This window comes from Pantoea dispersa (assembly GCF_014155765.1).
Lineage (GTDB): Bacteria > Pseudomonadota > Gammaproteobacteria > Enterobacterales > Enterobacteriaceae > Pantoea > Pantoea dispersa.
This window is the reverse complement of record NZ_SCKT01000002.1, coordinates 424,163-437,612: the sequence shown is the minus strand read 5'-3', so window position 1 is coordinate 437,612 and position 13,450 is coordinate 424,163. Positions and strand designations below refer to the sequence as shown.

Here is a 13,450-nt window from a genome sequence, read left to right as displayed (position 1 = left end):
AGATACCTCAACGTCAAAGCCAGTGAATTGTTGCCATGAATCTAAAGGAAACTATCGTCCGTGAGTTCAGTGAATTATCGCCAGAACTACAGCGGGCTGCCGAATTCTCACTGCAGAATGCCAATCAACTGGTGGTGCAATCCATGCGCACCTTTGCGCAGCAGGCCGGAGTGAAACCGGCAACGCTGCTGCGCCTGGCGAAACGGCTGGGCTATAACGGCTGGAGTGAACTCAAAGACGCATTCATCGATGACATCGGCCTGCGCAATGATACCTATGTCTCGAAAGCGGAAAAGCTGGTGGCCGCCGGCACGCAACCGCAGCTGTATGATGCGATGTTTCAGGCCCACCAGACCAACCTGGCCTTTACGCAGGAGGAAAACCGCCAGGCAATGGAACAGGCCGTGATCTTACTCGATGCGGCTGACAATGTTTACATCTGCGGCTTCCGCGCCAGCTTTCCGATCGCCTGGTCATTATTTTATGTGTATCGGCTGTTCAATCGTCAGGTATCACTGGTGGATGGTCTGGCGAGCAATATCGAAGTTTTCACGCGTGAACTGACCGCCGCGGATTGCCTGTTACTTACCAGCTTTGCCCCTTATTCACGCGAATCACTTGATGTACTGCGCGCAGCGCAGCAGGCGGGCGCAAAGATCATCGCCATCACCGATTCACCGGTCTCGCCGCTGGCGCAGGCCGCTGATTGCTCGCTCCGGTTTTCACTGGATAGCCCATCGTTCTTCCCGTCAGTCGTCTCTGGCATGGGCCTGGCAGAGTGCCTGCTGGCGATGCTGGTGGCCCGTCATGGACGTGATGCGGTCAGTAAAATTGAAAACGCCGAACGCTATTTAATCGATTCTGGCGCTTACGTGCATGCCGGCAAATCCTGACAGATGATTCATTTGTATCTGTCATAAGAATATTGAATGCGATTGAATCATTATTGCGTTGACGTGATTCAAATGGATCCTGCAAGATACGTTTCAACAACGAAGCGTATTCAGGAGCAGGACCAGCATGAGCCGTATCATTCACCGCAGTCTGCGCAGCGTGCCCGCCGTGGCCACGCGCGCACACGGGGCCTACATTTTTGATGCACAGGGAAAGCAGTATCTTGATGCCTGCGGTGGCGCCGCCGTTTCCTGCCTGGGCCACGCCCATCCTGACGTCCTCGCAGCTATGCATCGTCAAATCGATCAACTGGCTTATGCGCATACCAGTTTCTTCACCAGCGATACCGTTGAACAGCTCGCCGAACAGTTAACGCGCACCGCACCGGGCGATCTAAACTATGCCTATTTTGTGTCGGGCGGTTCTGAGGCGGTGGAAACCGCGCTGAAAATGGCCCGGCAATACTTTGTTGAGATCGGACAGCCTGCGCGCACCCGTTTCATCGCCCGCAAACAGAGCTACCACGGCAATACGCTGGGCGCGCTGGCGGTGGGTGGCAACGAATGGCGCCGGCGTCAGTTCGCGCCCCTGTTAATCGACGTGATTCGCGTTTCAGCCTGCAATGAGTATCGCGATCGCCGTGCCGATGAAACCCAGCAGCAGTATACCCAGCGGCTATTGAGCGAGCTGGAGCAGGCGATTATCGATGCGGGCCCGGAAACGATTATTGGCTTCTGCGCGGAGACGGTGGTCGGTGCTACCAGCGGTGCCACGCCGCCGACGCCGGGCTATCTGCTGGGTGTACGTCGCCTGTGCGACAAGTACGGCATTTTGTTTATCGCCGATGAGGTGATGTGCGGAATGGGGCGTACCGGAACACTGCACGCGTTCGAACAGGATGGCGTGGTACCTGATTTGGTTACCATCGCCAAAGGACTGGGTGGCGGTTATCAACCCATCGGCGCGGTGCTGGCCAGTGAGAAGATCGTGTCTGCGCTGCAGGCTGGCAGCGGTCTGTTCCAGCATGGACACACTTATATTTGTCATGCGACAGCCGCTGCGGCGGCGTTAGCAGTACAGCAGGTGATTGAGCGCGACCATCTGCTGGAGGCGGTTCAGCAGCAGGGCGCTTATCTGCACAAGGCGCTTCGCGACGTGCTGGGGGAGTTACCGCACGTCGGTGATACACGCGGCCGCGGCCTGTTTGCCGGTGTGGAGCTGGTGCGTGATAAAGCCACAAAAACCCCGTTCGATCCGGCGATGAAACTTCACGCAGCCATCAAGGCCAACTGTATGGCGCGCGGTTTGCTGGTCTATCCGATGGGCGGCACGCTGGACGGGCAATATGGCGACCATATTTTAATTGCCCCACCGTTTATAGTCACCCCGCAACAACTGGATTTTGTCGTGGATACGCTGAACACCGTGATACGTGAAGAGACCGGCAAATTATGATCAACCGATTACCGCCGCTGGCGGAGCAGGACTGGGATGAGCAGCAACGTCCGCTCGCGGAAGAGATTATCAACGGGCCACGCGGTGCGCTGCTGCCCCCGTTTGAGCCGCTGCTGCGCAGTCCCGAGTTAATGGCACATGCACAGCGTATGGGGGAATATCTGCGCTATCGCAGTGCGCTGGGCCAGCGGTTATCGGAACTGGCGATTTTAATGACGGCAAGGCACTGGTCACAGCCGGTAGAGTGGGCAATCCATGCGCCGATAGCGCGCGAAAAGGGGATTTCTGCTGCAGCGGTGCAGGCCATCAATGAAAAACGTCAGCCCGCGGATTTGCAGCCTGATGAGTGGGTGATTTATCAGTTTTGCCAGCAGTTACATCAGCAACAGAAAATCAGTGATGCCACCTGGCAGCAAGCCATCGAATTATGGGGCGAGAAGGGCGTGGTGGATTTGATAGGCATTAACGGCTATTACAGTTTTCTCTCGATGATCATGAACGGCGCACAGACGCCGGTACCCTTTACGCAGGATCACTTGCTTCCTGCATAAGTTGTCGCATTACTCCGGGCGTACCTGATACGCCCATTATATTAACCACCTTCTTTGACCATGTCCGCCGGGTTATTTCGCTGGATGACAATCATTGCACGCTACATTACTGACGCTGAGGGTTATTATGTCTGCATTTTTAAATAAATTAAAGGTTACACTGGCATTGGTGGCCTGTTCCGCCAGTTTTATCGCTGCGGCGCAGGATAAATTAACCGTCGGGGTTGATACGGCTTTTGTTCCTTTTGAATTTAAGCAAGGTGATAAATACGTCGGCTTTGACATTGATTTATGGGATGCCATCGCGAAGAAAATGCATGTCAGCTATGAATTACACCCAATGGACTTTGGTGGCCTGATTCCGGGGCTGCAATCACGGAATCTGGATGTCGCGATGGCAGGTATTACCATTACCGATGCGCGTAAGCAGGTGGTGGATTTCAGCAACGGTTATTATGACGCCGACTTATTAATGGCTGTCAAAAGCGATGATAACAGCATTAAGAAATTCAGCGATTTAACCGGCAAGAAAGTGGGCCTGAAACAGGGCACGGCCGCAGCCAGCTTTATGAAAAGTAAATACAAGGCAAATTATGTTGAGTTTCCTAATATCGACAACGCCTATCTGGATTTGCAGGCCGGCAACCTTGATGCGGTGGTCCATGACTCGCCCAATGTGCTGTACTACGTGAAAACGGCGGGCGATGGCAAAGTCAAAGCCAGCGGTGAAAACGACACGATTCTGCCGCAGCAGTATGGCTTTGCCATGCAGAAAAACAGCAGCCTGACGCCTAAGATCAACGCCGCGCTGCAGGCCCTGCGCGCGGATGGGACTTACAGCAAAATCTACGTGAAATGGTTTGCTAAGCAGCCGAAATAATCCTGTCAGGCCGGAGCTCTCCGGCCTTGTTTAGCGTTTACAGGTTAAATTATGAATTTTGACAGTAAATATATTTGGGAATCTCTGCCGCTACTGCTGCAGGGTCTGCAGCTGACCTTGATTATTTCGCTGTCAGGTCTGCTGGGCGGTTTTATTATTGGCTTACTGGCGGGAACCTGCCGTGCTCTGGGTGGCAAAATTGCTAAGACGCTGTCACTTATTTTTGTCGAGCTTATTCGCGGTACGCCCATCATGGTGCAGGTAATGTTTATCTATTTTGCACTGCCGATGGTGTTGCCGATAAGAATTGATCCCGTCACCGCCGCGATCGTGACCATTGTGATTAACTCCGGTGCCTACATTGCTGAAATTACCCGGGGCGCGATCCTCTCAATTAATAAAGGCTTTAAAGAAGCGAGTCTGGCGATGGGCTTATCGCAGCGCAGTACGCTGTGGTATGTCATTATGCCTTTAGCGTTACGCCGCATGATTCCGGCTTTAGGTAACCAGTGGATTATCAGTATTAAAGATACCTCACTGTTTATTGTGATTGGCGTGGCAGAACTGACGCGTCAGGGGCAGGAGATCATTGCGGGTAATTTCCGTGCGCTGGAAGTGTGGACGGCGGTGGCCATGATTTATCTGCTGGTGACGTTATGCCTGAGCTTTTTGCTGAAGCAGCTGGAAAAAAGGATCCATATTTTATGAGCATGGTTGAATTTAACGCAGTGTCGAAAAATTTTGGTGCCACGCAGGTCCTGCACAATATCAATTTAAAAATTGAGTCCGGCGAGGTGGTGGTGATTATCGGCCCTTCAGGTTCAGGCAAATCAACGCTGCTACGCTGCATCAACAAACTGGAAGAGATCTCATCCGGGACGCTGCTGGTCGCCGGAATGCACATCACCGATCCGCATGCGAATGAATGTGATATCCGCCGTGAAGCCGGCATGGTGTTTCAGCAGTTTCACCTGTTCCCGCATCTGACTGCACTGGAGAACGTGATGTTCGGCCCGATTCGCGTGCGTCATCAAACGAAAGCCGCGGCGCGCGAGCAGGCGCTGGCGCTGCTGGAGCGCGTTGGCTTGCGCGATCGCGCCAGCCATTATCCGTCTGAACTTTCAGGGGGCCAGCAGCAGCGCGTGGCGATTGCCCGGGCACTGGCCGTCAGGCCGAAAATGATGCTGTTCGATGAGCCGACCTCCGCGCTGGATCCGGAGTTACGTCATGAAGTGCTGAAAGTGATGCGCTCGCTGGCTGAAGAGGGCATGACCATGGTGATTGTGACGCATGAGATTGGCTTTGCCCGCGATGTGGCTTCGCGGCTGATCTTTATTGATGGCGGTACCATTGCCGAAGATGGGCCACCTGATATGCTGCTGACTGCCAGCCGTAATCCGCGTCTGAAAGAATTTTTGCAACATGTATCCTGAAATGAAGTGAAATAACGCTATGAAAAAACTCGACTTCCGTGGTTCGGCTTTTGTTATTGGTCAGCAACTCGGTGACTTTGGCCGTGATGCCTGGCATAACAAACTCAGACATACCCGTCTCTGGCAAACGGTCACCGCCATGAAAGATACGCAGCAAATCCGCAGTATGCGCGCGCGGGTTCAGCGCCAGTTCCCGCTGATCTGGCAGGAGCTGGAAGGACTGGCTGAAGGATTACAGGCACCGATTGACGAGGTGTTTGCGTGGAACTGCCGGGGCGATCTGGTGCGTTCAACTTCGGATGGTTGCACCACGGTGGCGGGGAAAAGTGCCAGCGGGGAGTTGATCATTGCGCACAACGAAGATGGTTTTCCCCAGCTGCGTGACGACTGTGCGCTGGTCACCGTGACCCCCGATGACGGGCTCGCGTTCACCAGCTTCGCCTATCCGGCATCACTTTGCGGTCACACTTTTGCCGTTAATGAGAAGGGCATCGTTAATACCGTCAATAACATTCGCGCACAGCATCGTCCGGATGGCGTGCCGCGCCAGATCATTGCCCGCGCGTCGCTGAACGCGACCACGCTGGATGAAGCGATCGCCATACTTAGCGCCATACCGCGCGCCGGCGCGTTTCACCATACGCTGGGGCAGCAGGGCGATAGCCGCCTGATCAGTATTGAAGCGACAGGCTCAGGCTGTTCAGTGATCGCACTGACTGCGCCTTTCGGGCACGCTAACCATCTTATTCACCCGCAGCTTGCCGCCGTCGAACAGGTGGTCACCGCCAGTTCCGGCTCGCGCCAGCAGCGTCTGGATACATGGCTGACGACGCAAACGGCGGTAGATGGCGCGGCGGCCAGGGCGATTTTATCGGATCAGCAGGATGCAGCGTTGCCGATTTACCGGCTGTCGCCGCAGGATCCGGATGAGGAAAATACCCTCGCCACGGCTATTTTTACCCTGAGTGATGACGCGGTGACGTGGCAGATCTTCACGCGCGACCGCCAGCGCGCCGCTTTGCAATCTGCTGGTCGTCCATGAGGTGTTATTTTTAATCTCCACAGCCCATCACTGAAGCCGTACAGTGATTGCTGGCAGCGCGCTAACCTGCGCTGCCAGCAATACTGACTATGTTACTCGTGGAAACGCGCTTCTTCGGACATCAGACATCCGTCGCTGAAACTCCAGTCATCGACGGTGTTAAACTGAATAATCACCATCACATCCTGCGGATCGATATCCAGCGATTGCGAGAGTTGCTGACACAATCTGCGACACAGCTTGTGCTTCTGTTCGCGGCTGCGCGGCTTGCCCGCAGTAATCATGAACTGAACAAAATTCTCTGAACGCCCGCGGCTTTTATAGTGGCGATCAAACACCCTTAGCCGTGCCGGCAGTTCTTCAAATACCTGAAAGCGGTCGCCGGGTGGAACGGCAAATTCGTCCTCCAGACTCTGTTGCAGGATGTCGGAAATCTGCGTTAATTGCGCGTCGCTGTAACCCTGACGCAGTATGATGCGGGTAAAAGGCATGAGGGTTACGCCTCTTCCAGACAGCTTAGCGCTGACACCGCCGCCGGCCAGCCGGCATAAAAGGCCAGATGGGTGAACACTTCGACGATCTCTTCTCGTGCCAGGCCATTTTGTTGCGCGAATTCGATATGCCACGGCAGCTGTTGCACTCGCCCCAGCGCCGTCAGTGCGGCCAGCGTAATCAGGCTGCGTTCGCGCGGCGTAAGCGCGTCTCGTTGCCAGATGTCATCGAAAAGAACCTGCTGACTGAGTTCCGCCAGCTTTGGCGCGATGCGCGCCAGCGTTTTACTATCGAGTGTTTTTGCCATGATGTTTCTCCGTATTGACTCAGCCGCGATTGTGGTGAAACATAACCATCCTGAAAATCAAATAAAACACCGTCATTCATCCCATAAATCAGGACGATTATGCAAAAGTTAGCTCAGACGCTGGATCTGGATGCGCTGCGCAGTTTTGTCACCGGCATGGAGTGTGGCAGTTTTGCGCAGGCCGCCGTGCGGCTCTGTCGATCCACTTCGGCGGTCAGCGCCCAGCTAAAAAAGCTGGAACAGCAATGTGGCAGCAAGCTGGTGGTGAAAAGCGGGCGTCATCTGGCGTTAACCCGTGAGGGGGAAGTGATGATGGGTTATGCCCGTCGTCTGCTGGCATTGAACGACGAAGCACTGTGCACCTTCAGCGGTGTAGGGCTGCAGGGGGAAGTGCGCCTGGGCATGCAGGAAGATTTTGGCGACACCCTGATGCCCGGTATTCTGGGCGAATTTACACGTCACCATCCCGGGCTGCAGATCATCGCACGCGTGGCGCGTAATCAGGAGCTGCTTGCAGCGCTGGACAGCGATGCTCTTGATATGGCGCTGCTGTGGCAGGCACAACCGCTGCAGCGTAAAGGCGTGTTGATCGGCCAGTTCCCGCTGGAGTGGATCGCCCACCCCGACTGCGACGTCAGCGCGATGATAAGCCAGGGCGAACCGCTGCCGCTGGTGATGTTTGATAATCCATGCCTGATGCGCTCGCGCGCCATCGACAGTCTGGACCGGGCGGGCATTGCATGGCGAATCGTGTTTGTCAGCCATAGCCTGAGCGGCATCTGGGCGGCGGTGCGGGCCGGTCTGGGGATCACCGTGCGCACGCGGGTCGGCATGCCCGTTAATCTGGTGAGCGCCGGCAATGTTTTGCCGCCGCTGGGCGCGCTGGGCGTTACGCTGGAACAAAAAAGTGGCAGCCAGACTGAACCGAATGCGCAAAACCTGCTGGCCAGACTGATGGAAAATGCGCTGCGCAGCATAGAGCCGTTACCGGGTCTGAGGCCCGCCTGAATTGCTGCGCTAATCCCTGCGACAGTTACTTCGCAATCAGCAGCGCATCGGCGATATCCAGCATGGCGCGCAGGCGATCCATGTGCCGCAGATCCTGATGATAGCCTACCCAGATATCGCGCGAAGGCGGCGGCTGCGGGGTGGGAATCCGCTGCAGTCCATCGGTGGCATCGCCCAGCGGCTGGGGTAACACCGCCACGCCCATGCCGCGCCGGCACATCTGCGCCTGCACCGCCCGGCTGGTGCTGGTAAAAGCCCGCCGTGACTGTGGAAATTGATCGAGCAGCCAGACGACGTCCGGAAAATGCGCTTGCGCGGTATTCATCAGGATCAGCCCCACTGATGCGGGATCGTGTTGCAATGCTCGGGCATTTTCAGGCGTGCCGTATAACGCATAGGGCATGCTCATCAGGCGCCGCTGGACGATATCCGGCTCGGTAAAAGGCACAATGCGAAAAGCCACGTCGGCGTCGCGCCGCGACAGATTGAGCAAACGGTAGCTGGCGATGATTTCCGGCACGATAGCGGGATGGCGCTGTGTCAGCTCGCTCAGTACCGGCGCCAGCACGGCGGTGGCAAACCACTCGGCACAGGAGATGCGTAAAATACCTTCCAGTCGCGGGTGATTGCCCGCAAGCCGTCTCTCCATCGCCAGCGCAGCATTTTCCATACTTTCCGCCAGGCCCAGCACGGCGTCACCGGCATCGGTTAACACCAGGCCATCCGGCGTGCGGCGAAACAGCGCCTGATGGGCCTGCGCTTCCAGCACCTTAATGCGACGACCCACGGTCGGATGGCTGACGCCGAGCCGGCGCGCGGCCTCGCCATAGGATCCGCTGCGCATCACCGCCAGAAAGATCCGTACATCGCTCCATTCCATTGCGCTCGCCCCCGTTCAAAAATGAACGTCGAATATACAAAAATGGCAGTTCTCAAACAACTTTGCAGATATCACCATAACGGCATCACCCAGACTGAACTGATTGAGGATTGCAGAACATGAAGAAGCTTCAGGACAAAGTCGCCCTCGTGACCGGCGCATCTAAAGGCATTGGTGCGGCGATTGCCCGCCAGCTGGCCGCCGACGGCGCAAAGATCGTCGTCAACTATGCCGCCGATAAAAACGGGGCGGATAAGGTGGTCGCCGCTATTGAGGCTGCCGGTGGCACGGCGGTGGCGCTGGCAGCGGATGTCACCGATCAGCCGCAGGTTGAGGCACTCATTCAATCTACCCTCGCGCAGTTTGGCCGGCTGGACATCGTGGTGAACAATGCCGGTGTGTATCAGTTTGCGAAGATTGAAGAGAGCAGCGAAGCGCTGTATCGCAAGCAATTTGACATCAATGTGCTCGGGCCGCTGCTGGTGACGGGCGCCGCCGTGCCACATCTGGGCAAGGGCAGCAGCATTATCAATATCAGCTCATTTGTGACGCGGGTATTTCTGGCGGAGAGCGCTATCTACAGCGGCAGCAAAGGCGCGATTGATGCCATTACCGGCGTGCTGGCGCGCGAACTCGGTCCGCGCGGCATCCGCGTCAACGCGGTCAATCCGGGGTTAATCGAAACCGAAGGCACGCACAGCACCGGCGCGATGGGATCGGAGTTTCAGCGCTGGAACGAAAGCCAGACGCCGCTTGGCCGTATTGGCCAGGTGCAGGATATTGCGCCGATTGTGGCTTATCTCGCTTCCGACGATGCCGGATGGGTGACGGGCGAGGTGATGATGGCGTCAGGCGGCATGCGTTAACGGGAGAAAAGGATGCATCAGATGATGGTGGTGTGCGTCGGCGATGAAACCCATCGCTTTGACCGCGACTATTATACCCACACGCACCTGCCGCTGGCGCTGGCGTGCTGGCAGGATTATGGGCTCATTTCGGCGGAAGCGTTCTATCCCGCTTCAGACCGCAGCGGCTGGCTCTCCATCGGTGTTTACACGTTTGCCTGTCAGCAGGATGTAAACCGGGCGCTGGAGTCCGAACAAACCAAAAGGGTGATGGCAGATGTGGTGCATTTTACCGACGCCACCACGGTGATTCGCAGCCATTTCATTCCCTTCTGAACGGCAGCGACGCCGCCGCGCGGTTATGCCCTCCATTCACCGGTTTGATAGCCTGCTTAATGAACGTATTGTGCATTAAGCAGACATCCCGGCAGCAAAAACGGGACGCGCTGGTGCCAAATCAGGACAAACCAATCCCTGAATCTGGTACGCGGCGCTGCCTTTTGCTATTTCATGTGTGAGCTATCACCGCAGCAGCACACAGGATGCAAACATGAATTTTTACAGCAGCAGAGAATTTACGGGTTCCAAAGCCTGGGAGTCTCAGCATATTGCCAGCTTCGATAACATCAGCGTTAAACTGCACTGGACCGATCAACCCTACAAATGGCATATCAATGACGGACAAGAGGTGTTTGCCGTTATGGATGGTTGCGTTGACATGTTCTACAAAGAAAACGGTGAAGTGAGAACCCAACGATTAACCGCCGGTGATATTTTTTATGCCAGCGAAGGCACTGAACACGTCGCACATCCACAGGGCGTAGCCCGGGTGCTGGTGATTGAACAAGCGGGATCGGTTTGATGCGACGCCTCAACCCCGGTTATTTCACGCTCGACGAAGCCTGATCAGCGCGATTACCGGCTATGACGCGCCGGCGATGGCAGTCGGCGGGATCGAGCCGTTCTCCCCGGGCAGAATACACGGCCAGTTCAGGTAACGGTTCGCCATTGGCGTTATCCAGCAATACCGAGTGAGTCTCGCCTTTTTCAAACAGATAACGCTCTCCCCACTGGCGCATCGCCACGACTATTGGGAAGACGGCTCGTCCCCGTTCGGTCAGCAAATATTCCTTGTAGGCGCTGCCATCTGACGCCGGACAACTCTCAAGCACACCGACCTCAACCAGCAGTTTCAGCCGTGACGCCAGGATATTTTTTGCCAGCCCAAGGTTTTTCTGGAAATCACTGAAGCGGCGCACATCATCAAACGCTTCACGGATGATCATCAGACACCAGCGTTCGCCAATCACCTCCACGGTCCGGGCGACCGGGCATTCGCTGGTTCTGAGCGCTTCCTGTTTGGCCATCTTCTCTCTCACTCTGCTGATTTACTGACGGCAGCTTAGCCTTCAGCAAAACAAGTTGCAAAAAAAAACCACCGCTGCTACTTATAGAATAAATCGGTTTCAAAAAAAAACCACATAGGAATGCAACATGACTTGCACCAGTGACACCCCTGCAACCTCTGAGGTGCCTCTTTCGCCGGCGACGTCCTCAGTGCTGTCGCCTCACATCATTTTTCTGTTCTCACTGACCTGCGCGCTGGCTGTCGGCAATGTCTATTCTGCCCAGCCATTGCTGGAATCCATCTCCGCAACGCTGCAGGTTTCGCCCGGTACCATAGGCCTGGTTATCACAGCAACGCAGGCGGGTTATGCCATGGGATTGTTCTTGCTGGTGCCGCTCGGCGATCGCTTTGATCGCAAAAAGCTGGTGGTCACGCACCTGCTGCTGTCGGTGCTGGCCCTGATCGCTGCGGCGTTAGCAGAGAGTTTGCTGGCGCTGCTGGTGGCGATGCTGCTGGTGGGGCTGATGGCGGTGGTGACGCAAACCGTGGTGGCGTGGGCCGCTATCCTGTCGGCACCGGCTCAGCGTGGCAAGGTGGTAGGCAGCGTCACCAGTGGCATCGTCATGGGCATACTGCTGGCGCGCCTGGTCTCTGGCATCATCGCCGATATCGCCGGCTGGCGGGCGGTGTATATGACCTCAGCCGCGCTGATGCTGCTGATTACCGTGCTGCTGGTAAAAGTGATACCTGCTGCCGGTCCGCAGAACACAGCCACTTCCGTGGCCGGGCTGCTGGGGTCTGTCCCGCGTCTTTTTGTCTCCGAGCCCTTGTTGCGTCAGCGCGGCGCGCTGGCTCTGCTGATTTTTGCCGCGTTCAGCATGTTGTGGAGTTCCATGGTTTTGCCGCTCACGGCCATGTCGCTTTCCCATACGCAAACAGGGCTGTTTGGTTTGGCTGGAATAGCCGGAGCGCTGGCGGCTTCCAGAAGTGGTGCCTGGGCTGACAGGGGAACCGGGCAGCGCGCCAGCGGATGCGCACTGGTTTTACTAACGCTCTCGTGGCTCCCGATCGCCTTCGCGCAGGCCTCTTTATTATTGCTGGTTATTGGCGTGATCATGCTGGATTTCGCCGTGCAGACGGTGCATGTCATCAACCAGAGCATGCTGATTGCCGGCAAACCCGCTATCACCAGCCGGCTTATCGGTGCCTATATGTGTTTTTATGCGGCAGGCAGCGCGCTGGGCGCTATTGCTGCCACCCAACTCTATGCGCACTGGGGATGGTATGCCGTGTGCGGCGGCGGGGCACTGGTCAGTGCCTGCGCATTTATTCTCTGGTATGGAACACGTCAATCATGAAATTATCACACCTGCTGCTGGCCATCGGTATTACCGCCATCTGGGGCATTAATTTTTCGGTGATTAAATTAGGGTTGCACGCCATCGATCCATTTATTCTGGCAGGGCTGCGTTTTACGCTGTGTGCCATCCCGGCGCTCTTCTTTATTAAAAAACCTGACGTCCCGTGGCGCTACCTTATTGGCTACGGACTGGTGTTCGGCATTGGCTTGTGGGGCCTGGTCAATCTGGGGATAAAAACCGGGCTGTCGGCGGGGATCGCCTCGCTGGTGCTGCAGTTCAGTGCCTTTTTCACTCTGCTGCTCGGCAGTTATGTGTTTAAAGAACAGCTCAGCCGCTATCAGATCGCTGGCTTTGTGCTGGCGTGCAGCGGATTGATGAGCATTGTGTTTATTACCGACGGCTCGGTGACGTTTGCCGGGTTGCTGCTGGTGCTGGCAGGCGCCATAGCCTGGAGTATTGCCAATATCATCATGAAAAAAGCCGGCACGAAGCAGGTATTCGCGTTTCTGGTCTGGTCGAGCGCCTTTTCGCCGCTTCCGCTTTTCCTGCTGGATGGATTAATTAATGGCAGCACGGGCTATAGCGCATTAATCAGCCATATGGATACCCGTGCGATATTATCCATTCTGTTTCAGGTCTACCCCAATACGTTATTAGGCTACTGGATCTGGAATTCATTGCTCAAACAGTATCCTGTCTCCACCGTTGCGCCATTATCACTGCTGGTGCCGGTATTCGGCATTCTCGGTTCGATGATGATATTTGGTGAAGCTATTTCTCCGATGAAAATCCTGGCGCTGGTACTGATTATTACCGGGCTGGCGGTTGGGTTGTATGGACAACGCATCAAACGTTATTTCATCCGCAGTCGGATTCGCTGTGATCAGCAGCCCGCTGATGAGCCGTGATCCGACAAGAGCGGGCATCCCGCCCGCTCTCTCTGTCAGTGAAAAT

The 13,450-nt window shown here is 55.9% G+C and carries 17 protein-coding genes; 13 read left to right on the top strand and 4 right to left on the bottom strand.

All coding sequences use genetic code 11. The features are described from left to right. The first annotated feature begins 35 nt into the window (after positions 1-35). The 7 genes from H7K56_RS08810 to H7K56_RS08780 all read left to right on the top strand — a co-directional run bounded on the left by H7K56_RS08810 (position 36) and on the right by H7K56_RS08780 (position 6,255). Positions 36-893 carry a MurR/RpiR family transcriptional regulator gene (locus tag H7K56_RS08810; protein WP_150360118.1) on the top strand — a complete coding sequence of 286 codons (858 nt, stop codon included), beginning with the start codon at positions 36-38 and terminating at the stop codon, positions 891-893. Between the two features lie 127 nt (positions 894-1,020). Further along, positions 1,021-2,349, top strand: coding sequence for an aspartate aminotransferase family protein (locus tag H7K56_RS08805; protein ID WP_150360117.1), 1,329 nt, complete (start codon positions 1,021-1,023; stop codon positions 2,347-2,349). After that, complete coding sequence (locus tag H7K56_RS08800) at positions 2,346-2,900, top strand: carboxymuconolactone decarboxylase family protein (RefSeq protein WP_176428143.1); 555 nt, start codon at positions 2,346-2,348, stop codon at positions 2,898-2,900. Before H7K56_RS08805 ends, H7K56_RS08800 begins: the two co-directional genes overlap by 4 nt. 127 nt (positions 2,901-3,027) lie before the next feature. After that, positions 3,028-3,780, top strand: coding sequence for a glutamine ABC transporter substrate-binding protein GlnH (glnH, locus tag H7K56_RS08795; protein ID WP_021508827.1), 753 nt, complete (start codon positions 3,028-3,030; stop codon positions 3,778-3,780). Between the two features lie 51 nt (positions 3,781-3,831). Further along, positions 3,832-4,488, top strand: a complete 657-nt coding sequence (gene glnP / locus H7K56_RS08790) for a glutamine ABC transporter permease GlnP (RefSeq protein WP_021508828.1) — start codon at positions 3,832-3,834, stop codon at positions 4,486-4,488. A 2-nt stretch (positions 4,489-4,490) separates the two neighbouring features. Continuing rightward, complete coding sequence (gene glnQ, locus H7K56_RS08785; protein ID WP_058759243.1) at positions 4,491-5,213, top strand: glutamine ABC transporter ATP-binding protein GlnQ; 723 nt, start codon at positions 4,491-4,493, stop codon at positions 5,211-5,213. A gap of 19 nt (positions 5,214-5,232) precedes the next feature. After that, positions 5,233-6,255, top strand: coding sequence for a C45 family autoproteolytic acyltransferase/hydrolase (locus H7K56_RS08780; RefSeq protein WP_150360116.1), 1,023 nt, complete (start codon positions 5,233-5,235; stop codon positions 6,253-6,255). A 92-nt stretch (positions 6,256-6,347) separates the two neighbouring features. Here H7K56_RS08780 and H7K56_RS08775 read toward each other — a convergent pair whose 3' ends face one another. Both H7K56_RS08775 and H7K56_RS08770 read right to left on the bottom strand, forming a co-directional pair. After that, positions 6,348-6,746: a tautomerase family protein gene (locus tag H7K56_RS08775; RefSeq protein WP_021508831.1), complete on the bottom strand. Its 399-nt coding sequence runs from the start codon at positions 6,744-6,746 to the stop codon at positions 6,348-6,350. Positions 6,747-6,751: 5 nt separating this feature from the next. Then, complete coding sequence (locus H7K56_RS08770; protein WP_021508832.1) at positions 6,752-7,054, bottom strand: carboxymuconolactone decarboxylase family protein; 303 nt, start codon at positions 7,052-7,054, stop codon at positions 6,752-6,754. An 87-nt stretch (positions 7,055-7,141) separates the two neighbouring features. Here H7K56_RS08770 and H7K56_RS08765 point away from each other — a divergent pair, with 87 nt between their 5' ends. Beyond that, positions 7,142-8,062: a LysR substrate-binding domain-containing protein gene (locus H7K56_RS08765; protein ID WP_375140415.1), complete on the top strand. Its 921-nt coding sequence runs from the start codon at positions 7,142-7,144 to the stop codon at positions 8,060-8,062. A gap of 25 nt (positions 8,063-8,087) precedes the next feature. Here the strand turns inward: H7K56_RS08765 and H7K56_RS08760 are convergent, their stop codons facing one another. After that, complete coding sequence (locus H7K56_RS08760) at positions 8,088-8,942, bottom strand: LysR family transcriptional regulator (RefSeq protein ID WP_021508834.1); 855 nt, start codon at positions 8,940-8,942, stop codon at positions 8,088-8,090. Between the two features lie 119 nt (positions 8,943-9,061). Between H7K56_RS08760 and H7K56_RS08755 the strand changes: the two genes are divergently transcribed. From H7K56_RS08755 to H7K56_RS08745, 3 genes are all read left to right on the top strand, one after another. Continuing rightward, complete coding sequence (locus H7K56_RS08755) at positions 9,062-9,808, top strand: SDR family NAD(P)-dependent oxidoreductase (RefSeq protein WP_136547467.1); 747 nt, start codon at positions 9,062-9,064, stop codon at positions 9,806-9,808. 12 nt (positions 9,809-9,820) lie between these two features. Continuing rightward, positions 9,821-10,123, top strand: coding sequence for an EthD family reductase (locus H7K56_RS08750; RefSeq protein WP_021508836.1), 303 nt, complete (start codon positions 9,821-9,823; stop codon positions 10,121-10,123). 214 nt (positions 10,124-10,337) lie between these two features. Continuing rightward, a complete protein-coding gene (locus H7K56_RS08745; protein WP_058770395.1) occupies positions 10,338-10,649 on the top strand; it encodes a cupin in 312 nt (103 codons plus the stop codon). A gap of 19 nt (positions 10,650-10,668) precedes the next feature. Here H7K56_RS08745 and H7K56_RS08740 read toward each other — a convergent pair whose 3' ends face one another. Beyond that, positions 10,669-11,154, bottom strand: coding sequence for a winged helix-turn-helix transcriptional regulator (locus H7K56_RS08740; protein ID WP_058770394.1), 486 nt, complete (start codon positions 11,152-11,154; stop codon positions 10,669-10,671). A 127-nt stretch (positions 11,155-11,281) separates the two neighbouring features. On the opposite strand from H7K56_RS08740, the gene H7K56_RS08735 reads away from it, so the two are divergent. Next, entirely contained in the window at positions 11,282-12,493 is a 1,212-nt protein-coding gene (locus tag H7K56_RS08735; protein WP_150360114.1) for an MFS transporter, read from the top strand. Next, complete coding sequence (locus H7K56_RS08730) at positions 12,490-13,404, top strand: EamA family transporter (RefSeq protein ID WP_059009351.1); 915 nt, start codon at positions 12,490-12,492, stop codon at positions 13,402-13,404. Before H7K56_RS08735 ends, H7K56_RS08730 begins: the two co-directional genes overlap by 4 nt. Positions 13,405-13,450: the final 46 nt, after the last annotated feature.